At 52.5% G+C, this 19,935-nt stretch carries 21 protein-coding genes; 11 read left to right on the top strand and 10 right to left on the bottom strand.

All coding sequences use genetic code 11. The features are described from left to right. Positions 1 to 26 precede the first annotated feature (26 nt). Complete coding sequence (locus F7C11_RS10855; RefSeq protein WP_297093322.1) at positions 27 to 1,355, top strand: ATP-binding protein; 1,329 nt, start codon at positions 27 to 29, stop codon at positions 1,353 to 1,355. Here the strand turns inward: F7C11_RS10855 and F7C11_RS10860 are convergent. Further along, positions 1,340 to 2,878 (bottom strand): dihydropteroate synthase-like protein, encoded by a 1,539-nt coding sequence (locus F7C11_RS10860; RefSeq protein WP_297093324.1) that lies wholly within the window; start codon positions 2,876 to 2,878, stop codon positions 1,340 to 1,342. The genes F7C11_RS10855 and F7C11_RS10860 overlap by 16 nt on opposite strands. Positions 2,879 to 2,936: 58 nt before the next feature. Between F7C11_RS10860 and F7C11_RS10865 the strand changes: the two genes are divergently transcribed. Beyond that, positions 2,937 to 3,659, top strand: a complete 723-nt coding sequence (locus tag F7C11_RS10865) for a DUF72 domain-containing protein (protein WP_297093326.1) — start codon at positions 2,937 to 2,939, stop codon at positions 3,657 to 3,659. Positions 3,660 to 3,733: 74 nt separating this feature from the next. Here F7C11_RS10865 and gyaR read toward each other — a convergent pair whose 3' ends face one another. Further along, a complete protein-coding gene (gene gyaR / locus F7C11_RS10870; RefSeq protein WP_297093328.1) occupies positions 3,734 to 4,735 on the bottom strand; it encodes a glyoxylate reductase in 1,002 nt (333 codons plus the stop codon). Positions 4,736 to 4,811: 76 nt separating this feature from the next. On the opposite strand from gyaR, the gene F7C11_RS10875 reads away from it, so the two are divergent. From F7C11_RS10875 to F7C11_RS10900, 6 genes are all read left to right on the top strand, one after another. Next, positions 4,812 to 6,026 (top strand): PLP-dependent aminotransferase family protein, encoded by a 1,215-nt coding sequence (locus F7C11_RS10875; RefSeq protein WP_297093330.1) that lies wholly within the window; start codon positions 4,812 to 4,814, stop codon positions 6,024 to 6,026. A gap of 54 nt (positions 6,027 to 6,080) precedes the next feature. Continuing rightward, positions 6,081 to 7,343 (top strand): 23S rRNA (uracil(1939)-C(5))-methyltransferase RlmD, encoded by a 1,263-nt coding sequence (gene rlmD / locus F7C11_RS10880; RefSeq protein WP_297093332.1) that lies wholly within the window; start codon positions 6,081 to 6,083, stop codon positions 7,341 to 7,343. A gap of 59 nt (positions 7,344 to 7,402) precedes the next feature. Continuing rightward, a complete protein-coding gene (locus F7C11_RS10885) occupies positions 7,403 to 8,806 on the top strand; it encodes an ATP-binding protein (protein ID WP_297093334.1) in 1,404 nt (467 codons plus the stop codon). A 144-nt stretch (positions 8,807 to 8,950) separates the two neighbouring features. Then, the gene (locus F7C11_RS10890) at positions 8,951 to 10,342 is read left to right on the top strand and encodes an ATP-binding protein (protein WP_297093336.1); all 1,392 of its coding nucleotides are present in this window, start codon (positions 8,951 to 8,953) and stop codon (positions 10,340 to 10,342) included. Between the two features lie 3 nt (positions 10,343 to 10,345). After that, entirely contained in the window at positions 10,346 to 10,771 is a 426-nt protein-coding gene (locus F7C11_RS10895) for a hypothetical protein (protein ID WP_297093338.1), read from the top strand. Continuing rightward, positions 10,716 to 11,348 carry a hypothetical protein gene (locus F7C11_RS10900; protein WP_297093340.1) on the top strand — a complete coding sequence of 211 codons (633 nt, stop codon included), beginning with the start codon at positions 10,716 to 10,718 and terminating at the stop codon, positions 11,346 to 11,348. The genes F7C11_RS10895 and F7C11_RS10900 overlap by 56 nt, the downstream gene beginning before the upstream one ends. A gap of 21 nt (positions 11,349 to 11,369) precedes the next feature. Here F7C11_RS10900 and infB read toward each other — a convergent pair whose 3' ends face one another. Continuing rightward, on the bottom strand, positions 11,370 to 13,163 hold the full coding sequence (gene infB / locus F7C11_RS10905) for a translation initiation factor IF-2 (RefSeq protein WP_297093342.1): 1,794 nt from the start codon (positions 13,161 to 13,163) through the stop codon (positions 11,370 to 11,372). Positions 13,164 to 13,251: 88 nt separating this feature from the next. Between infB and F7C11_RS10910 the strand changes: the two genes are divergently transcribed. Continuing rightward, the gene (locus tag F7C11_RS10910) at positions 13,252 to 14,223 is read left to right on the top strand and encodes a hypothetical protein (protein WP_297093344.1); all 972 of its coding nucleotides are present in this window, start codon (positions 13,252 to 13,254) and stop codon (positions 14,221 to 14,223) included. On the opposite strand, the gene ndk is transcribed toward F7C11_RS10910, so the two are convergent. From ndk to rpl7ae, 4 genes are all read right to left on the bottom strand, one after another. Beyond that, positions 14,220 to 14,744, bottom strand: coding sequence for a nucleoside-diphosphate kinase (gene ndk, locus F7C11_RS10915; protein ID WP_297093520.1), 525 nt, complete (start codon positions 14,742 to 14,744; stop codon positions 14,220 to 14,222). The two genes, F7C11_RS10910 and ndk, sit on opposite strands and share 4 nt — an antisense overlap. A gap of 101 nt (positions 14,745 to 14,845) precedes the next feature. Beyond that, positions 14,846 to 15,052, bottom strand: a complete 207-nt coding sequence (locus F7C11_RS10920) for a 50S ribosomal protein L24e (RefSeq protein WP_297093346.1) — start codon at positions 15,050 to 15,052, stop codon at positions 14,846 to 14,848. 5 nt (positions 15,053 to 15,057) lie between these two features. Beyond that, on the bottom strand, positions 15,058 to 15,270 hold the full coding sequence (locus tag F7C11_RS10925) for a 30S ribosomal protein S28e (protein WP_088180639.1): 213 nt from the start codon (positions 15,268 to 15,270) through the stop codon (positions 15,058 to 15,060). 79 nt (positions 15,271 to 15,349) lie between these two features. Next, entirely contained in the window at positions 15,350 to 15,721 is a 372-nt protein-coding gene (rpl7ae, locus tag F7C11_RS10930) for a 50S ribosomal protein L7Ae (RefSeq protein ID WP_297093349.1), read from the bottom strand. A gap of 115 nt (positions 15,722 to 15,836) precedes the next feature. Here rpl7ae and F7C11_RS10935 point away from each other — a divergent pair, with 115 nt between their 5' ends. Together F7C11_RS10935 and F7C11_RS10940 are read left to right on the top strand one after the other, a co-directional pair. Further along, positions 15,837 to 16,034 (top strand): hypothetical protein, encoded by a 198-nt coding sequence (locus tag F7C11_RS10935; RefSeq protein ID WP_297093351.1) that lies wholly within the window; start codon positions 15,837 to 15,839, stop codon positions 16,032 to 16,034. Next, a complete protein-coding gene (locus F7C11_RS10940; protein ID WP_297093353.1) occupies positions 16,031 to 16,501 on the top strand; it encodes a PIN domain-containing protein in 471 nt (156 codons plus the stop codon). Before F7C11_RS10935 ends, F7C11_RS10940 begins: the two co-directional genes overlap by 4 nt. A gap of 75 nt (positions 16,502 to 16,576) precedes the next feature. Here the strand turns inward: F7C11_RS10940 and F7C11_RS10945 are convergent, their stop codons facing one another. The 3 genes from F7C11_RS10945 to F7C11_RS10955 all read right to left on the bottom strand — a co-directional run bounded on the left by F7C11_RS10945 (position 16,577) and on the right by F7C11_RS10955 (position 19,881). Continuing rightward, a complete protein-coding gene (locus F7C11_RS10945; protein WP_297093522.1) occupies positions 16,577 to 17,191 on the bottom strand; it encodes an HVO_0476 family zinc finger protein in 615 nt (204 codons plus the stop codon). Positions 17,192 to 17,275: 84 nt separating this feature from the next. Then, positions 17,276 to 19,123 (bottom strand): hypothetical protein, encoded by a 1,848-nt coding sequence (locus F7C11_RS10950; RefSeq protein WP_297093356.1) that lies wholly within the window; start codon positions 19,121 to 19,123, stop codon positions 17,276 to 17,278. Next, entirely contained in the window at positions 19,120 to 19,881 is a 762-nt protein-coding gene (locus F7C11_RS10955; protein WP_297093359.1) for a hypothetical protein, read from the bottom strand. Before F7C11_RS10955 ends, F7C11_RS10950 begins: the two co-directional genes overlap by 4 nt. Positions 19,882 to 19,935 lie beyond the last annotated feature (54 nt).

Genomic DNA, 19,935 nt, shown 5'->3' on the forward strand with positions numbered 1-19,935 from the left:
AAAAAGTGGTACCCTTAATTTCCTACATGATGGACGAAACACTGGTCAAAAGGTACATCGTTGAGTTCCACGAGAGGGACTTTTCGGGAGTACTGCCCAGGGAGCTCAGAGTAACAAACGTCAGGGGGAAGGCTACGGCCATCATCGGGCCGAGGAGGGCCGGGAAAACCCACTACCTCTTTTCCATCCTAAACGACGAGCCCCAGAAATACCTCTACGTTGACTTCGAGAATCCAGTTTTCCATCCGATGACGGCGAGGGAGTTCCTCGCTGTTCTCGACGCCTACAGAGAGTTATACCCAGAGATCCAGAAGCCCGTGGTGATGCTCGACGAAGTTCAAGCCGTCCCGGATTGGGAAAGGCTTGTACGGTATCTCCTCGACACCGGACACGAGGTTTACTTAACTGGCTCCTCCTCAAAGCTCCTATCGGCGGAAGTTGCCACTCACCTCCGCGGAAGGGCGCTCACCTACATCCTCTTCCCGCTCTCGTTCAGGGAGTTCCTTCTTTTCCGGGGCGTTGAATACAGGGGGAGGGCTTTTTACCACAACTACGTACGGATAAAGCACCTTCTCGGGGAGTACCTTGAGTACGGTGCCTATCCGGAGGTGGCACTGGCGCCCAAAGAAGCCAGGGAGCTGATACTGAAGGAATATCTTAACGTCATGATAAAGCGAGACGTCCTTGAGAGACACCGCATCAGGAACGTTTACCTCCTCAACGAGCTCCTTTATCTCTCCCTCCGGAGCTACTCGAAATACGTCTCTGTCGATTCGCTCTACCGCCTTCTCAAGGGGAGGCTCAAAGTGACGAAGAGGACGATAGCCAACTACCTGACTTACCTGGAGGAGGCTTTTTTCCTGTTCCTCCTCAGGAAGTACGAACGCTCGCCCAAAGCGAGGGTAGTTGCACCAAGAAAGCTCTACCTCATAGACACGGGGCTCTCGCTCTTTGGCTCAAAGGACGTTGGGAGGGATGTCGAAAACACCGTCTTCCTCGAGCTCATGAGGATGAAAAGCTCCAACCCGAGGCTTGAATTTTACTACTGGAAGAGTCCCTCGGGCCACGAAGTGGACTTCGTCGTACTCGAGGGCGAAAGAGTGCGGGAGCTCATCCAGGTCAGCATTGACTTAAGCGACGAAAAAACGAGAAAAAGGGAGTTTCTGGCACTCCTCAACGCTTCAAAGGAGCTCAAGTGCAGGAACCTCACGGTGATTACCCTCGATGAAGAAGGTACCGAGAGAGTCGAGCTCTACGGGATGAAGGGCGAAATCAGGCTCGTGCCGCTGGCCAGGTGGTTGCTGGGGGAGGGGGGAGCACTCAGAAATGAACCCGAGACTCAATCGCCTGTGTAGAACTCCGGAAAAAGCTCGACCTCCTGGACGTAGCTCCTCCTCAACTTCAACGCAGTCTTAGCCCTCTCAAGCTCCCGGCCGAGGTAGAAAGCATGTCTTGGGCTTATATCGAAGTGCTCCAGGATGGTGTCGATTATCGCGTTCGGCTCATCCCCGGTTATCGTAAGGACTGCCTCAGTCCCGCGGTGGGCGTTCACCCAGATTTTCCCGTCTTCAACCCAGATGCGGAAGTAAACCGGTTCAAGCTCGACCTGCTTTTCCTCGGCCTCGACGACTTTCTCAGCCGGCTCGAACCGCCACTCGCTTGCCCTCTTCTCCTTGAGGATCAGGAGGTCAAAGCCAAGGTCTTTGGGCATCTCGAAGAGGTTCATATCTACTGCCCGCCTCAGTTCCCTCACCGAGCCCCTCGCCTTAATGCTCACTTCGGTGGTTAGGAGAAGGTTTATCGAGAGCTCCTTCGCGATTCCAGCCAGGAGGGCGTTCATTCCAGCGCTGTCGGCATCGTAGAGCTCAACGACGTTCCCAACGCCCGCCAGAAGGACGTCATCGGGGTTCCTCTCGCGGTAGAGCTGGAAAGCAGTTATGGAACGCGCCAGGTGAGGCACGTGCTCAAGGATTAAATCGGGGATAATCGTTTTGTAGCCCAAATCAAAGGCTTTCTCCTTCAGCCTATCCAGGAAATTTACACGTTCACCTGGTTTCGTAGGAAATAAGCCCTTCTTCTGGTTCGTTGGGATTAGAACAACGGGCTTTTCCGTCACGAGTTCCTCAAGGTTGCCTTCGTCAACGCTCAGGAAGAGGTCCGCGTAATCCAAAGCTTTCTCGATTTCGGCCGTGTTCAGTGAGTCAAAGCTTACCGGGACGTCGAAGCCGTTCTCCTTCAGCCTCTCCCTGATTTCCGGGATTTCCTCGATGAAGTCGGGGTTAGTCTCCCCGGCGACCATGCCAACGTCGATTATATCCGCCCCCTCGCGGAGGTAGTAGAGGGCCTTCTCGACTGTCCTTTCAACGCCGAGCTTGGGGGCATCGACTACTTCCCCCAGAATCCTCGCCGGGAAGTCCCTGCCGGCTGGGAGGTTACCAATGAGCACGTTCCACGGCTTTTTGAGCGCCTTCTCGATGTAGGTTCTGTTCCGCGTTTTGTTCCTTATGTCCTCAACCTTCTTGAGCGCATCGATCGAGAAGAGGTCGTCGGCAGGAAGTTCCTTGCTCAGCTTGAAGCCCTCACGAAGAGCCTTAAGGGTCTGGGGCAGGTCCATCGCGTTCCTCGGTCCCTTGAATGCCGGAATTCCAAGCTCGTCCTCTATGATTTGAGCGGAACCGCGGACGAGGCCCGGGATTAGAATGAGATCATGGTCCTCGCTCCGGATTCCCGCCTTTTTGAGGTAGCGGGCGATAAGCTCGGGCGTGAGGAAAGCCGCGACGCTCACGGGGGCGACGAAGACGTCGCAACCTTTACCATATTTTCTCACGAGCGGTTCGGCGAGCCTGCCGGTGACGAGGAGGATTCTCTCGGGGTGCATGTGTGAGAGTAGCCGCAAAGGTATTTAGGCTTTTGCCGTAACAGCCAACGGTGGGACTATGATACGGGTGGGGACGTGCGGCTTCTGCGAGAGCCACTCCAAGTACTACCGCGACTTCGACGCGATAGAGATACAGGGGACGTTCTACCGGGTTCTCCAGGAAAAGACCCTCGAAAGGTGGAGGGAAGAAGCCCCTGAAGGGTTCGTCTTTTCCATCAAAGCCTTCCAGGGGGTAACACACCCGCCGAACAGCCCTACCTGGCGGAGGAGCAACGTGAAACCGCCAAAGGATGCCGGTTTTCTGCGGCCTAACAGCGAGGTGCTCCACTTCTGGAGGCTCACGCTGAGGGAAGCCGAGATTCTGGGCGCGAGGTTCATACTCATTCAGCTTCCGAGAAGCTTTAAGGAGGGTGAGGAGAGCTTTGCCAACGCGGAGAAGTTCTTTGAGATGATCGAGAGGGGCGAGTTTGAGATAGCGGTCGAACTGAGGGGCTGGAGCGAGAAGGGAGTCAAGCGCTTTGTCAGAGAGTTCGACGTCATAGACGTCACCGACCCGCTCGTGAGGGTTCCGCTTCATGAGGGGGAGGCTAACTACTACCGCCTCCACGGGCGATACGAGAACGGGAGGATAGTCTACAGCCACGCCTACAGCGACGAGGAGCTGGAAAAGATAAGGGAGAGGGTCCTCGGCTGGAACATCTCTGAAAGCTTCGTCTTCTTCAACAACTCGGCCATGTGCAGGGACGCGAAGAGGTTCAGAGAGAGGATAAAGGGCACTTAGGCTTCTGGCTCAGCCACGGGTCCAGCTCATCACGGATCAGACGAGGGTGTCGTCATCATCGCCCCAGAGCCTCACTAAAAGCCCGGCTTTCTCACCTTCACCACTTCCCTGTTCACGAGCGTCGGCGGAACCTCGCCGTTCTTGAAGACTATGAGGTTTCTGGCTACAAGCTCCGCCATCCCTTCTCTGGCGCCGTGAGTGGCGCTTCCTATATGAGGAGCCAGAACAACGTTTTTCAGGCGGAAGAGCTCCTCGTGGTAGTAGGGCTCCTCCTCGAAGACGTCCAGACCCGCACCGGCGATCCATCCCTCCCTGAGTGCCTTAACGAGCGCCTCCGTGTCGACGACCTTTCCGCGCGCTATGTTGACGAGTATCGCGGTGGGCTTCATGAGCTTAAGGCGCTCCTCGTTTATCATGTGATAAGTCTCCTTCGTGAGCGGGACGGCGAGAACAACGAAGTCGCTCTCGCGCAGGAGTTCGTCCAGCGGCCTGAACTCGGCGCCGAGCTCTTTCTCGGCCTCTGGCTTTCTGCTCCTCGCGTTGTAGAGTATCCTCATGCCGAAACCCCTGGCCCTTCTCGCTATCGCCTGCCCTATCCTTCCGAAGCCAATCACCCCTATCGTCCTGCCGTAGACGTCGCGGCCGAGGAGCATGAGCGGGTGCCAGGCAACGCCTTTCCTCTTCCACTCGCCGGAGCGGACGAAGCTATCTGCCTCAACGAGCCTTCTGGCGGCCGCTAAGAGAAGTGTCCAGGCGAAGTCCGCGGTGGCGTTCGTGAGGACGTCGGGGGTGTTCGTGATGTAGATTCCCCTCCTGGTCGCCTCCTCAACGTCTACGTTGTCGTAGCCGACGGCGTAGTTGGCCACTATCCTGAGCCTCGGCGCCGCATCGAACAGCTCACCGTTGATCTTCTCGCTGAGCATCGAGACCAGGGCGTCCACGTCGCGGACCTTCTCAAGCAGAACTTCCCGGGGAATCTCGCCCTCGCCCTCCCAGACCTCGACCTCAAAGTGCTCCCTCAGCATCTCGATGCCGTTCTCCGGAATGGCACGCGTGATGAAAACCTTCGGCTTCATTCCTCACCACCCGAATACCCTTATATACCATTTCGACAGATATCTAAATGCTACCGTCCGTGTTGGGGTGAGGAATATGGAGCAAATAAAGTTTCTGGCCGGAAGGGCCAACTGGATCAGGGGGTCCGCACTGGCGGAGGTCATGAAAAAGGCCGCGGAGCTCAAGGCCCGGGGAAAAAGGCTCATAAGCCTTTCGGCGGGCGACCCCGACCCCAATCTCATACCCAGGGAGGTTCTCGGCGAGCTCGCCAGGGAAATCCTTGAGGAAGTTCCACAGTCTGTCATGTACACCCCCTCAAACGGCATCCCCGAACTTAGGGAAGAGCTCTCAAGGTTTCTCAAAAAATACGAGGGCTACACTGTGGATCCGTCAGAGATTATCATCACGGTAGGTGGAACCGGGGCGATAGACCTCCTGGGTAGGGTTCTCATAGACCCCGGCGACATAGTCATAACCGAGAACCCGAGCTACATCAACAGCCTCCTGGCCTTCGAGCAGCTTGGGGCCAGGGTTGTGGGAATCCCGATGGACGGGGAGGGCATGAGGGTAGATCTCCTCGAAGAGAAGCTGAGGGAGCTTGAAAGCAGAGGAGAGAAGGTCAAGTTCATCTATACCATCCCGACGGGACAGAACCCAATGGGAATCACCATGAGCATGGAGCGGAGGAAGGCCCTGCTGGAGGTAGCCGAGGAGCACGACCTCCTCATAGTGGAGGACTCGGCCTACAACTTCATGCGCTACGAGGGGGAGACCCGGCCAATCAGGGCCCTCGATGACGGACAAAGGGTCATCGTGGTGGGAACGTTCAGCAAGGTTATGGGGACGGGCTTCAGGGTCGGCTGGCTCATAGCCGGGGGTGCCATAGGGAAGAAGGTGCTCATGGGGAAGTCCCCGATAGACTTCTGCGCCCCGACGATTTCCCAGTACATAGCCCTGGAGTACATCAGGCGCGGCTACTTTGAGGAATACCACCTCAAAAAGGCACTGCCCGGGTACAGGAGAAAAAGGGACTCAATGCTCAAAGCCCTCGAAGAGGGCCTTCCGGAGGCGGAGTTCACGCGGCCGATAGCGGGAATGTTTGTGATGCTCTTCCTTCCAGAGGAGGCCGATGGAATGGCCTTTGCATCGGAGCTTATGGAGGAAACCGGGGTCGTGACGGTGCCAGGAAAACCATTCTACACCGATGAGAGCGGGAGAAACGCGCTACGCCTGAACTTCTCAAGGCCGAGCGAGGAAGATATACTGGAAGGTATCAGAAGGCTCGCCGAGTTTTATCACAGGAAATTCTGACGTCGGCACCCCTGGGAAGAACGTTCTTAAATAATAAAACCCAAATGTGCCCCCATGATACAGGGGAAGATCGAAGGGATAAGCGACGACGGTCTGGGCACACTGGAAAAGGACGGCAGGCTAATCTACGTGCCGTTCGCCTATCCCGGCGACATGGTCGTGGTCAAAGGAACCAAACGCCGCTTCGGAAGGAGAATAGCTACCGATTTTGAGCTGATCGGGGAGTCCCCTCTGAGGCAGGGGGCGAGATGTCCCCACTTTGGGACATGCGGCGGCTGCCTCTGGCAGGGGCTGAAGTACCGGGAAGGGCTGAGACTGAAGGCGGAGATTTTCGAGCGGACAACCGGGATAAGCGCCCCGGTTAAAGGCTCTCCCAAAGTCTGGGGGTTTAGAAACGTCAGCAACTTCATCGTGACCAGCGAGGGAATCGGCCTCAAGGAGTATGGCAACCCCCTTGGGGTGGTTGACCTCCGGGAATGCCCGGTCTTCTCGAAGAAAACGCCGGAATACCTGCGCGCCCTTCGGAACTTTCTAAAAGAAACCGGTCTGAGGCCATGGAACCTGAGGAGGAAAACCGGGGACGTTCACTACCTACAGGTGAGAGAGGGCAAGTTCACTGGCGAGGTCATGGTGAACCTCATAGCCCACGTGAAGCCTTCCGGAGAGATGCTTGAGGCGTTCAAGAACTATTTCTCCCTCGCGGATTCCCTCTACTGGAGCCTGAAGCGGGATGAGAGGGACGACCCGCGCGGCGAGGCGGGGCTTGCTGCGGGAGAACCCTACATACGTGAAAGGGTTGGAAACGTCACATACCTCATTCACCCCAACAGCTTCTTCCAGACCAACAGCCATGCCCTGACGCTCCTCCTGAGGGCAGTTGAAGACTTCACCGACGGCGAGAGGGTTCTCGACCTCTACTCCGGAGTCAGCACCTTCGGTGTCTGGCTCGCGAAGAGGGGCTTTAAGGTCGAGGGAGTTGAGCTGAACCCCTTCGCCGTTGAAATGGCAAACAAAAACGCCCTAATCAACGGCGTCAACGCGGTTTTTAAGATCGGGAGGGCCGAGGAGACGGCGATTGGAGACTACGACACCGTAATCGTTGACCCCCCGAGGAAGGGGCTTAGGGAAGTTGCAGAACTTCTCGTAAAAAGCGGGGTTGAGAGGGTCATTTACGTCTCCTGCAATCCCAGGGCCTTCAAGTTCGACTACGAGAGGCATCTAAAGAATGCCTACCGCGTTGAAAACGCTGTCCTCATCGATATGTTCCCCCACACGCCACACGTTGAGGCGGTGGTTGAGCTCGTGAGGAAAGAGTGAGGGTCCAGTTGGCATCGCCTCCGCAACTTTTAAATAGTTGAAACGCAAGTATTATACTCATGAGTAGACAAAGGTTCATAGACAGGAAACGTGAACTTGAGTTCCTTGAGAGGGCATACAAGAGCGGGAGGGCAGAGTTCCTCGTGATCTACGGCAGGAGGAGAATAGGCAAGACCGAACTGCTGCTGCACTTCGCCAGGGATAAGCCTCACGTCTACTTCCTAGCAACGGAGAGGCCCTACCGAGACAACCTGAGGGAGCTTCAAAGACTTTTGGCGGGATTCCTGGAGGATGAGCTCTTCGGTAAGGTGGCCTTTGAGGAGATAGATGAGCTCCTCATGGCGTTTGCCGAAAGAATTGAGGGCAAGAGGGTGGTCCTGATAATCGATGAGTTTCCCCTGTTGGTTGAACATCACCGTCCAGTCCTTTCACTCCTCCAGAAGGCGTGGGATTTGAAGCTGTCCCGGACGAAGATAATGCTTATCCTCTGCGGTTCAAGCGTCTCGGCAATGGAGAGCGAGGTTCTGGCCTACAAGAGTCCACTTTACGGAAGGAGAACAGGGCAATGGCAGTTGACCAAAATACCGTTCTTCCACATTGGGGAGTTCCTGCCGGATTACACAATCGAGAACCTCGTAAAGACCTGGGGGATCGTTGGCGGGATCCCGGCATATCTGCTCCAGTTCGACCCTAAAAAGGGCTTCGATGAGAACGTGGTTGAGAACGTACTCTCGAAGGGCGCCTTCCTCTACGAGGAGGCGGAGTTTCTGCTTAGGGAGGAGCTCCGCGAACCGGCCAACTACTTCGCCATACTGCAGGCGATAGCCAGCGGACGGAGCAAATTCGGGGAGATTGTGAGCTCCACAGGGCTGGATAAGAGCCTCGTGTCGAAGTACCTGTCAGTTCTCCAGAGGCTCAGAATAGTGGAGAGGGGAGTCCCAGTTACTGCAACCATCAAAGAAGCGAGAAAGAGGGGGCTGTACTCGATAAGTGATAACTACTTCGCCTTCTGGTTCCGATACGTGCTGCCGAACAAGGGATACCTTGAGGCAGGCCTCGCCGAGGAGGTCTGGGAACGCTCCAAGGACGACTTTAACACCTACATGGGTTCCGTCTTCGAGAAGCTCATCGGGAATCACGAGGTCTTCTTAAGGCTCACCGGCTTTCGCTTCACCAAGCTTGGCCGCTGGTGGCACAGAGGAGATGAAATTGATCTGGTGGCTTTGAACGAGCGGGAGAAGAAGGCTCTTTTCGTGGAAGTCAAGTGGAAAGAGCTAAGCGAGAGGGAAGCGCGGGGGATTTTGAAGGATTTGGAGAGAAAGAGTGAGCTTGTCGGACTTGAGGGCTGGGAGGAGGACCATGGGATGATTGCGAAGAAGATTGGAGGTAAGGATGAGCTTAGAGAAGAGGGCTGGCTGGTGTGGGATTTAGAGGACTTCGGAGAATTGAGAAGTTTGAGCTGAGAATGACCTCTTCCCCACCCTAAAGAGCGAGGCTTGGAGGAAAAGGTAAACAGAAACACGGATATCCCGCTCACGAGTGAACAAAAGTTCCAAAAAAGAAAATGGAACAAAAGGTTTAAGTAACATTATCGAGAGTATATTACCATGATCATGCAAAAGTTCGTGGACAGGAAGGAGGAGCTTTCGAGACTGAGAGCCGCCTTTAAGAAAAACGCGCTTGTGATAGTTTATGGAAGGAGAAGGGTTGGAAAGACCCGACTTCTCGTAGAGGCCGTTAAGGATGTTCCTCATCTATACCATCTTTGCAAGGAAGAAGAGGTGAATGAGACACTTAAAACCCTTTCCCTGAAGCTCTTCCGCCTGACTGGAAAGGAAGAGTTCGTTAGAAAGCCCGTGAACTCTTTCGAGGAATTCCTTGAGGCCCTCCCTCATCGGGTTGTTCTAATTTTCGATGAGTTCCAGGTGCTCGTCAGGAATCATCCAAGGGTTCTCGGTGTTCTCCAGGAGTATCTGGATTTCAGCCAGAGAAATCCGATAGTCCTGTGCGGTTCCAGTGTCTCGATGATGGAGGAACTGACAGGCTACGGCAGTCCAATCTACGGAAGGAGAACTCTCTCGCTCAAGGTTGAACCCCTCAAATTCTGGCACGTCGGTGAGTTCTTTCCGAATTACAGTGTTGAGGAGCTTGTAAAGACCTACGCGGTTCTAGACGGCATTCCGGAGTATCTACTGCGCTTTGACCCCGCCCTTAGCCCCGAAGAGAACATTAGGCAGGAGTTCTTTGGGAGGGGCTTCCTCTACAGCGAGGCAGAGTTTCTGCTCCGCTACGAACTGAGAGATTTGAGCACCTACAACACAATCCTTGAGGCTGTTGGTTACGGAAACCGCTCTTTTGGGGAGATACGTAACGCCACCGGTATCGAAGGCTCGAAGCTCCCCCGCTACATCTCAACCCTCATCGAGCTGGGCATCCTGAGGAAGGAAGTTCCAGTGACACTCAAAGGGAAAGAAAAGATTCGGAGGAGAAATGCCCGTTACTCCATAGCCGACAACTACTTTGCATTCTACTACACCTTCGTTCACCCCTTCAAGGAGGAGATAGAGCTTGGTCTTCTCGATGACCCCTTGGAAAACTTCGAGAGAAATTTCAATCGCTACCTTGGGTTTGTCTTCGAGAAAATAGCGAGGCAGTTTTTAATAGCGCTAAACAAAACCAACATGTTACCTTTCAGGTTCACTAAAATAGGAAGATGGTGGCACAAGAACGAGGAGATTGACTTGGTGGCTTTGAACGAGCGGGAGAAGAAGGCTCTTTTCGTGGAAGTCAAGTGGAAAGACCTTAGCAAGAGAGAAGCGCGGGGGATTTTGAAAGATTTGGAGAGGAAAGCTGAATTAGTTGGATTGGAGGAGTGGAGAAATGGATACGGGCTTGTGGCGAAGAGTGTTGAGGACAAAGAGGAGCTTAGGGGAGAAGGCTTTTTGGTTTGGGATTTGGCTGACTTCGAAAGGCTTATCTCTCTCAAAGGAGAAGTTTAGAGGGTGGTGGCGTTGGCCCTCTTGCCTCTTGCCGGGATGTTCATATTTGGAGGGAAGAAAACGGAAGAGAAAAGAAAGGAGTCAACAGTACCAAACGGTTTAAGGGAGAAAGTATCCGTCGTGGTTCAAGAACACGGAAAAGGTCTATACTATCTGCTCAACCGTGCAACACCTGATCAGGATCTTGCAAAAATAGCGAGGATCCTTGACCACGATCGGCGCACAGGTAAGCCGGGCGTAATACAAGAGGCGGAGTACAAAAAAATACGTGTACGAAGCATTACCAGAAGAAAAAATAATTGCCGTGCATTATCCTCTACTCCATGCGTTCCTCGCAATTGCTATGGCATATCACACTGGTGTCCACAACAAGATGTCTGCAAAGGCAGTGGAAGAATTATTAAATGCACTGTACACAAACAGACGTGATTATACGTACATAAAGCAAAATTATAAACGGCTTGCAGGTGCGCTTGCGTATCAAGCGGCGAAAAAAGGTCTGACTGTAGACCCCAAAAAAACCGAAAAAGTAATGGAGGTTGCTTTCGAAAAAACGTTCAAGATAATAGACAAATTGCTTCCAGAAGTAACAGAAGAAAACCTAGAAGTGCTTGGACGCGCTCTACACTACAATACAGACGATCCCTTCGTCGTTCTACGGAACGCAGGCATCGACATCGAGCCGGAGCTTGAGGAATTCAGGCAGTTCCTGGCGGAGATCGGTGGAAAGGAAATAAAGCAAAAATTAGAGAAGCGGGGAAGTTCGAGCGTAAATGTTGAAGCTCGCGAGCTCCTCGGAATTCTGAGGGGTTTAAAATACGCCCGCTATTCCAGAGAAGCTGTTGGTGAGGCAAAGAAAGAGCTTGAGGCAAGGATTGAAGCCCTCCTCCAGAATCCTGTGGAAAACCTCGAACTCCTCGGGCTGTACTTCACCGTCATCACCCTCATGGAAAGGGGAAAGTTCGAAGAGGCCGAGGAACTTTTAGAAAGGTTGAAGGGGGTGTAGGAGGGCTATAAACAGAAAAACTCAAACCGCCTTCCAGAACGGGTCTTTCTGCATTTTTACCTTTGCCGTCATCTTGAGGGCCTTTATGTCTGTTTCATCCAGCTCGTTCTTGAGCTGCTTGGCGAGGATTATCACGTCGTTCTTGCTGAGGTCAACGTAGAGCGTCTCGCCGGGATGGATGTGCCTACCGACGATTGCCCCTTCGATGGCCACCGCAACTGCATCGCCCTTCTTGGCCTCCTGGACGAAGTCGTTGCGGTTCTTGATGGACTTGATGACGCCGACCTTCTGGCCGTTCTGCTTTATGAGGGTCACGCCGGGCCTTATCCTGCCCTCAACGACCTCGATGCCGACTATGGCAGGATGACTGCGCCTGAAGACGTAGCGCTCGTCGGGATAGAGCCTGATGACGCCCGGGAAGGTTACCTTGCTGAGCAGCTCACGCTTCTTTTTCTCCTCCTCCGCCTTTATCCATGCCTCGTAGTCCTCGATGAGCTTGTAGATAATGTTGCCGGTGAATATCGGTACACCCTTGGCCTTGGCGACCTCCTCCGCGTCCTCGTTCACCTTGACGTTGAAGCCCAGGACAACGCCGTACTTCGGTTCCTCCTCCCTGACACTTAAGGCTTCCATCACGTCTGTTTTGCTGATGTTCCCGACGTCGGCCTTTCTTATGGGAACGTTCTTCTCCTGGAGTTCCTTGCTCAGGGCTTCGAGGCTTCCGAGGGTATCGGCCTTGACTATGACGCCGACCTTTCCGGTGCTTATAACGACGCTCTGTATCTGGTTCAGGATTTCCTGCTTTGCCTTTTCTATCTCCTCCTCGGAACGGGCGGCTATGACCGGTGAGCCTGCTAAAGCCTCCTCAAGGCCGGGGGCGGCTATCTTTATACCTGCCGCTGCCACGACCTCGTCTACCTGGTCGAAGCGGAAGCGCGGGTCCCTAATCTCGTCGAGGGGCTTGGGCTTGAGCAGGGCGCGGATTTTGGTAACTATGGCCTTGTCCTTTCCACCGACGACTATCGTATCATCCTTCCTCAGCGTTCCGTCGTAGACGATGACGTCTATGGTTGTCCCAAGCCCCAGCTCCTCGCGGACTTCAAGGATGGTGCCGCGTGCCGGACCCTCCACCTCTATCTTGAGCTTCTCCTCAAGGTATTTCTGGGAAAGACCCGCGATGAGGACGAGCAGCTCGGGGACGCCTATTCCGTACTTGGCCGAGATGGGGACTATTGCCAGCTCGCGCGTGAAGTCCTGGACGCGGTCAAAGCGGTTCGCCTGGAAGCCCATCTCGTAGAACTTGCCTATCAGCTCCCAGAGCTTGGTTTCTAGCCCCTGCTGTGCCCTCTGATCCTGCTTCTTGATGTTGATGAGGAACGGCTCGTCCTCCTCGACCTTCCAGCCCTTTATCCTGTCTATCTTGTTCGCTGCAACTATGAAGGGCGTCCTGTTCCTCCTGAGTATCTCGATGCTCTCTATCGTCTGCGGCTGGAAGCCCTCGTTGATGTCCACGATGAGAACGGCCAGATCGGCCAAACTGCCGCCGCGGGCGCGCAAACTCGTGAAGGCCTCGTGACCGGGAGTATCTATGAAGAGCAGTCCCGGAAGCTTTATTTCACCCTTCCAGAGCTTGATGAGCGGGCCCGCGAGCTGCTTAACAGTCTCTATCGGCACCTCCGTCGCGCCTATGTGCTGGGTTATTCCGCCAGCTTCCTTTCCGGCGACGTTTGTGCGCCTGATCCTGTCAAGCAGGGTCGTCTTTCCATGGTCAACATGACCGAGAACAGCTATGATCGGCTGCCTGATCTTCTTCATATCCCTCACCTCTGGGGTTAAATCCGGCGCGGCCTTTTAAAGGTTCGCCGGCGGAAGGATTAAAAGTCAAGGTGGTAATCCCGTAGAGGTGTGTGAAATGCTGGCCGAGTTTGCGGTCACGGTTATTTCAGCGGTCATTGGATTCGGGGTATCCCTGATGGTCTGGAGGAGTGACAGGTACAGGGCCTCGGTTTACGGCATGTTTACATCCCTTACGCTGACCATCGTCTGGATGTTCTACTTTGCCACCCTCAATCCCCTCCACGGAGAGATGATTGCAGGGGAGACCGCTTCCGGAAGAGAAATCGGCCTGGCTCTGCTGTTCGCCGTGTACCTCAACTACCTAATCGCCTACCTGCTCGTTAGGAACGCCGGCCTGACCCTTCACCGGGCCGCCTCATGGGAAAACAACGTAAGGAAGATGTCCCTCTTCGTTTCGCTCGTCTCTGTGGGTCTGTATCCCAGGCTCCTCGGTGTCTACGCCCTTCTTTACCTTGTAATAGGCGTCTGGCTCCTCAAAAACCGTGAGGGGTACATAAGGAACATGACAAACGCCGAAAGGCTCGATCTTGGCTGGATCAAGGGCTTCCTGAAGAAGTATGGCGTTGATGTGGAGGAGGTGTACGGCATAAAGGACTGCTTCACGGCCTTGCTGACGGGAAGACGGCTCTTCATCGGCGAGAGGCTCCTGGAGTTTGAACCTGATGAGACGAAGGTGATGGTGCTTGAGGCCGCCTACGTCGAGAGCAGAGGAATAGCCGTGAGGCAGCTAATCCTCGGCCTCCTCGTGTTCCTCATATCCGGGATGGTAGTCGCGGACATCGGTGATTGGACTCTCAAGCTGGCGGGTGCGGCCTTTCTGACGCTTCTCTCGTGGGGTGTTGACTTGGCGTACATAATTCAGGTACGTACGGCTACGGACAGGTTCGTGGCGGAGGAGCTCGGCAAGGAAACACTCCAGAGAACCCTGAAGAAGGTTACGGAACTTGCGAAGAGGCGCAAAGGGAAGGATGAATTTATGACGCTCGCAAACGTGGATAAGAGAATGAAAAAGGTCTAACGCTCAAGGCAGTTCATGCTGTCGAGGTACTCCTTCTTTCCCTCTGCGTGGGTGTGGTAGAACCAGTCGGCTGCCTTGCAGTACTCGAAGAGCTCCTCGGGCTTGAAGTAGAGGTTTATCTCCCTCTCGGCGCTCTCCGGGCTGTCTGAGGCGTGGATTATGTTGTATATCGAGTCCCCGATGTCGAGGCCGTAGTCGCCGCGTATGCTCCCAGGCTCGGCGTCCTTCGGGTCTGTCGCCCCCGCCATCTTCCTAACGACGCTTATGGCGTAGCGCCCTTCAACAACCATGACGACGCTCGGAGCCTTGGTGATGTAGTCTATAAGTGGCTCGAAGAATGGCTTTCCGCGGTGCTCCTCGTAGTGCTTCTCGGCCAGCTCGCGGGTGATCCATATCATCTTCATCCCGACGATTTTAAGCCCCCTCTTCTCAAAGCGGGAGATTATTTCGCCCATCAGTCCGCGGACAACGGCATCGGGCTTTAGTATGACGAGTGTCCTTTCTATCTTTCTCTCGGCCATTGGCAACACCGAAGTTAGTTGGCCGGGTGGTTAATAGGTTTTTTGGAACTGCATCAACATGCAAGAACGTCGAAGTCAGAAACGGAAGGAAAAGAAAGAAATCACTTCCTCCTCTTGGCCCTCTGGAGTCTGGCCTCCTGGAAGGCCTTGGTCCACTTGAGCTTCCTCGGGTTCCTGCCCATGAAGTAGTACTTCTCGCACTTGCCCGAGCAGAAGAACAGGACTCTGCCGTCGTTCCTGACGTACATCTTGCCCGTTCCCGGCTCGAACTCCTTTCCACAGTAGGAGCAGACGTTCCACCTGGCCATCGTGACTACCTCCTGGTCCTGATCTCCCTAGCCTCACGCTCGGTCTCCCTGAGGATGACTATGTCGCCGACGCGGACCGGGCCCTTGATGTTCCTTCTAATGACCCTGCCCTTGTCGCGGCCCTCAAGGACGCGAACCTTGACCTGAGTAACGCCACCGGTGACGCCGGTTCTGGCAACGATCTCAATAACCTCAGCCGGGTATCCTTCGTCGCTCATTTCTCACACCCCTTAACCTAAAAATCCCTCGCACGGATGAACTTAAACCTTTCCTTACGGTGAAGGAAGGAAAAGGAGCTCACTTCATGAGCTCCCTGACCTTCATGGCAATGTCCTCAACGAGCTCGCGGCCCTTGCCGGGCTCAATGATGGCAACGCTGGCAGAGGGGACCTCAATACCAGCAGCAGCGCCGAGCTCCTTCTTGCTCGGGACGTAGATGTACGGAATCTCCTTCTCCTCGCACAGCGGCGGGAGGTGGGCAACTATCTCCTCCGGATCAACATCCTCAGCGATGATAACGAGCTTGGCCTGGCCCCTCTCAACGGCCTTGGTCGTCTCGTTGGTGCCCTTCCTTATCCTTCCGGTGTCGCGAGCGAGCTCAACAGCCTCAAGGGCCTTCTCAGCAAGCTCGGCCGGAACCTCAAACTTGACGTAGCTTGGCTTCGCCATCCTTCATCCCTCCGAAACCTCATCGTTCATCGAGTTTTGCGTGCTGAGTTCCGGGGGAGGCTTTAAAAGGATTTCGATAGGAAAGGATTTAAGGCCAACCTTCGAACTATTGAACATGATAGAGGTCGCAAAGAAGTACGAGTTCCTAAAAGCCCTTCCTCCCGAGCTCCGAGAAAAAATAGAACTCGACATCATGAAAGCCGAACTGGAAAGACAGATTCAGGAGGTTTTACAGAACATCAAGCCGGGCTTCGGCGGAAAGGCCACCTCTGAGGAGCTAGACGAATACGCCGATGAGGTGTGCGAGTCTTGATCTACATAGATGCCAACGTTCTCTACAACTACATCTTCGAAACAGATCTAACTAAGCATGCTATCGAAGTGCTCAATATGCCAGTTCCCAAGATGACTTCTGACACTGCCATAAATGAAGCCATATTCACAACTCTGAGAAAGCTGGCAAAGGAAGAATACGGCATAACCTCAACGCGCGCGTTGAAAACTGCCCTGAAGTCTGGCAAAATTGATCCAGCAATTATTCCAAGGGCATACAGCTACGTGAAAGCCACGATGATTTCAAAAAACGTGATTACGGTTCCAGAGAACGTTGCATGGGACGAAGTCATAGTACTCGCCGAAAGATACCGTCTTCTTCCGAGCGATGCCCGTATTCTTGCCACGGCTATTGCAAATGGTGCTGGAGGACTGGCGACACTTGATAGGGACTTTGAAAGAGCCACAGAGTTAATCAAGCTTTACCCAAAGAGCTTCTGGGAATAACTCTCAGCAGCGGCCAAGCTCTTCATTCCCAGGAGGGTCAGAAGGGAAAAGAAAGGCTCATCACGACAGGGTCCTTCACCCGGATTCCCTGCCGTAGCCCCTGTATATCTCCAGGCTCCGCCTTGCCCTCGCGCGGGGGATGCTGTGTCCCATGAGGGCGACTATCCTGTCGGCCTTCGCCTTCCCGTGGTGGAGCATCTTGGTCTCGGTCTTTATCTTCTCGACCCTGAAGGTGTAGCCCCCAACCTCAAGAACCTCGCCGACGACGAACTCCTCGTTCCGCGGAACCTTAACCTTGAAGGCCTGGGTAACGCCCTTTGGCAGGTAGATGGAGACCTTGATGACCTTCGGGTAGGTCAGGCTCTCGCCCCAGAGGGTTCTAACCTTCCCTATTCCGGCCTTCTCCACGCGCCTGTTCTCGTCAAGTTCTATCCCGGTTATCCTGACCTCGTCGTCCTCGGTTTCCACGATGTCGCCCACCCTTATCTCCTCACCCTCCGGCAACTCAACGAAGGTTCTGAAGCTCCTCTCGTGTTTGCTGACGATTAGGGGGACCTTGATGAGCTTTGGAAGGGTTACGTGCCAGACGTTGCCGCACTCGTTGCACTTGAGCGTCAGCTCTCTCCCCCTCTCCTTGATGACCTCGACGTCATCGCTACCGCACTCCGGACAGATAAAATACTCCTCCATGTCTCTCACCAGAGGAGAGAAGAGGGGAGGCGTTTATAAATGTGGTGTATATCGAAAAGGTTGATCGTAAAGAGAAATAAAAAGTCACGTTGCACCCAGCAACTCTAAAATTCTAAGGGCAAAGTATGTCTCTTGGAGACCACCGTAGGAAACATCACGAGAATAAAGGCGGAATCCTCCATAGGGATACTTAAGTGAGTCTATAAATTCCAGCAGCCCTTCAATATTTTGTGGACAGTGTTTTAAGTACACAAGTGCTTGAACAGCAAGAAGTGTGTTATATAAATCTGGAGCGCCCCACCCACCATCATGTTGAAACTCTAAAATGTACTGCAATGTTTCGTCATCGTCGTACTCGTACTCAAGTTCATGAAGTAGGATAACTGCTTGGACAGTATTTTGGAATGTAGTAAAAGTTACGTTTGTGGTATTACCAAAACTCCCATCGGGATTCCTCATTTTCAAAATTTCTTTGATTAGTGACACCCTAGTTTGTTCCCCGATGACAACACCAACTTCTTTTCCAAGTCTTATAAGATAAATCCATCCAGGGTCAGAGAGTAATGAATTTTTACGGTTTTCAAGATATAGTCTGAACATCCTTTCAACTTCACTTTTAACATACTTCTTGTCTTTCTCGCTAGGTTGGATTTCCAACAAATCGTATGTCTTGTAAATTACATAGAGGGGAGATGGATCATCGGGGGAGTAAGGCGACCTATTATAGATTACATGTTCCAAAAAGTGTTTAATACGATTTTTGTCGGAGTCGATACCTAAGAAGTTCATGACATATACAGCCATGTACGTTGCGTATGGATCCCCCTGCGCATAGAACGGAAGAGCAAAACCTCCTAGTGGGCTTTCCCAAGAATGAATAAACTGAAGGGTATCATTGTCAGGGGTGTGTCCAGTCAAAACTATTATTCTAACTGCATGATACGTTCCCTGGGGTTCCCCGTAATTCATGTTCCAGATGTGGTAGCCGCCATCTGGCAACTTTTGAGCAAGAGCGTATTCATAAGCAATCGATGAAAGATCTCTGGTAAGCAACCCCTCTCTAGCTAAGAATTCAATGCCTTCTGAGACGTAAAAAATCGGTGGACTACGTGATATCTCCATTTTAATGGACTCATATGAACTCCTAACATAAGTTACTATCCGGCGATAACTGGTTAGATTCACATAAGGAATACCAAGCATTGAAAGAGCCTTTAAGCGAATATTAACCTCCAACAAATACTGTAAATTGTTATAATCGTCTTGTTGCAAAGATAGCCTGTCCAACTCATGAATATAATAATTGGCAGTGCTATGCAATAGAGTCATGTTATACCCAAGATAATAAAGGACTTTAACGGCTAAATACGTAACATCCTCTCCGCCATAAAAGAAAGTACCATTGTCAGATTTTATCGAGAGAACAAATGAGATTATCCTATCCGAGTCGCTTGGGGTTAGATTTACCATTTTCATACTCAGTACCCAATAATGAAGACGTGCAAAAGATGATGCAGTTCCTTCTTTTATAGTTCTGTTAAGTATCTCCTCCTCTATAGATACTAACCAAGCTTTTGTCTGATTTAAATTAGATGGGGATTCGTTAATAAGTGAAAGAGTACTCAGGAAGTAGTAAGTTGATATAATATTAGGAGTTATCGTATCAACAATCTCAGTAAAACCCCCATCTGATCTTCTTGCCAAATAAAGACGTTTTTCGGTATAATTTATCCACCTTTCCCCCAGAAATTGAGTTATATTCAACTCTCTAGGCAAACACTTCAAGGATTCGCTATGTGAGGACTTGTTATTTATCTCAGCTATTTCTACAGCATCATAGCTGTTAGTACTCGCCCACCATACAATTGAAAAGATTAAAAGAGTAGAAAGTACCAACGTCGCAATTGTAAATCCTCTTTTCACATATTTCACACTCCACCAGGTTTGAACACGTATGCGTTGGACTGTATCCCGTCTCCTGTTTGGGTATCATAGAATAGAAAGCTACTATGGGTGTGTCCCTCAACCCGGGTGATACCAAAAGTAGAAAGCCCTTGAACTCCTGAGTATCTGTAACCAAGGTAGTCTGTGTATGTGTCACTTACGGTTACTGATGTCGTGTCAGAATTTCCACCAATCGAAAATCCTGGAGGAACACTAATTGACACGTCTATTCCCACGAACTTAATGCTGATTGTGAGAGTTATAGACTTGGACTTGTAGCTAACTGACCACCAGTAGTCATATGGCTCCAGCCAACTGCTACCGGCAGAATATCCGCTGACATCAACGAATGATTGGGTAATCCATGATGCTGTTATTGATGTGTATGATGATATATAAACGTCGCCCGAGGGCAATGTAAATGACTTTCTGTACCTGTAATCATCATCAGAACCTGTAAAGCTTCCAGTGGGAGTTATTGAAACATCCTTAACCGAAAGCAAAGACTGCCCCTGGGAAGAGAAATACCTATTCACAGCTTCAAAAACTGCCTTTCTATCCATTCCGGGAGTATCTGGAATCGTGACAATACCATTCTTCACCGTTACAGAGACAGGCTTTCCATTCACAAGCACGCTGTAATTCTGGACACCGAGCTGGTCTTTGTAAACAGTTGTAGCACTTGCTCCCTGGAGAGTTGCTCCGAGAACCAAAAGGGCAACAAACCACACTAAATAGCTCCGCATTCGCCCCCCCCAAAGGATGGTCAAACTTAGTCTGTAGTCCAAATATTTAAATTT

This window comes from Thermococcus sp., from assembly GCF_015521605.1.
Lineage (GTDB): Archaea > Methanobacteriota_B > Thermococci > Thermococcales > Thermococcaceae > Thermococcus.

Coding starts and splice junctions, on each gene's coding strand:
- F7C11_RS10855 (WP_297093322.1), top strand. CDS start 27: ATGATGGACGAAACACTGGTCAAAAGGTACATCGTTGAGTTCCACGAG.
- F7C11_RS10860 (WP_297093324.1), bottom strand. CDS start 2,878: ATGCACCCCGAGAGAATCCTCCTCGTCACCGGCAGGCTCGCCGAACCG.
- F7C11_RS10865 (WP_297093326.1), top strand. CDS start 2,937: ATGATACGGGTGGGGACGTGCGGCTTCTGCGAGAGCCACTCCAAGTAC.
- gyaR (WP_297093328.1), bottom strand. CDS start 4,735: ATGAAGCCGAAGGTTTTCATCACGCGTGCCATTCCGGAGAACGGCATC.
- F7C11_RS10875 (WP_297093330.1), top strand. CDS start 4,812: ATGGAGCAAATAAAGTTTCTGGCCGGAAGGGCCAACTGGATCAGGGGG.
- rlmD (WP_297093332.1), top strand. CDS start 6,081: ATGATACAGGGGAAGATCGAAGGGATAAGCGACGACGGTCTGGGCACA.
- F7C11_RS10885 (WP_297093334.1), top strand. CDS start 7,403: ATGAGTAGACAAAGGTTCATAGACAGGAAACGTGAACTTGAGTTCCTT.
- F7C11_RS10890 (WP_297093336.1), top strand. CDS start 8,951: ATGATCATGCAAAAGTTCGTGGACAGGAAGGAGGAGCTTTCGAGACTG.
- F7C11_RS10900 (WP_297093340.1), top strand. CDS start 10,716: ATGTCTGCAAAGGCAGTGGAAGAATTATTAAATGCACTGTACACAAAC.
- infB (WP_297093342.1), bottom strand. CDS start 13,163: ATGAAGAAGATCAGGCAGCCGATCATAGCTGTTCTCGGTCATGTTGAC.
- ndk (WP_297093520.1), bottom strand. CDS start 14,744: ATGGCCGAGAGAAAGATAGAAAGGACACTCGTCATACTAAAGCCCGAT.
- F7C11_RS10920 (WP_297093346.1), bottom strand. CDS start 15,052: ATGGCCAGGTGGAACGTCTGCTCCTACTGTGGAAAGGAGTTCGAGCCG.
- F7C11_RS10925 (WP_088180639.1), bottom strand. CDS start 15,270: ATGAGCGACGAAGGATACCCGGCTGAGGTTATTGAGATCGTTGCCAGA.
- rpl7ae (WP_297093349.1), bottom strand. CDS start 15,721: ATGGCGAAGCCAAGCTACGTCAAGTTTGAGGTTCCGGCCGAGCTTGCT.
- F7C11_RS10935 (WP_297093351.1), top strand. CDS start 15,837: ATGATAGAGGTCGCAAAGAAGTACGAGTTCCTAAAAGCCCTTCCTCCC.
- F7C11_RS10945 (WP_297093522.1), bottom strand. CDS start 17,191: ATGGAGGAGTATTTTATCTGTCCGGAGTGCGGTAGCGATGACGTCGAG.
- F7C11_RS10955 (WP_297093359.1), bottom strand. CDS start 19,881: ATGCGGAGCTATTTAGTGTGGTTTGTTGCCCTTTTGGTTCTCGGAGCA.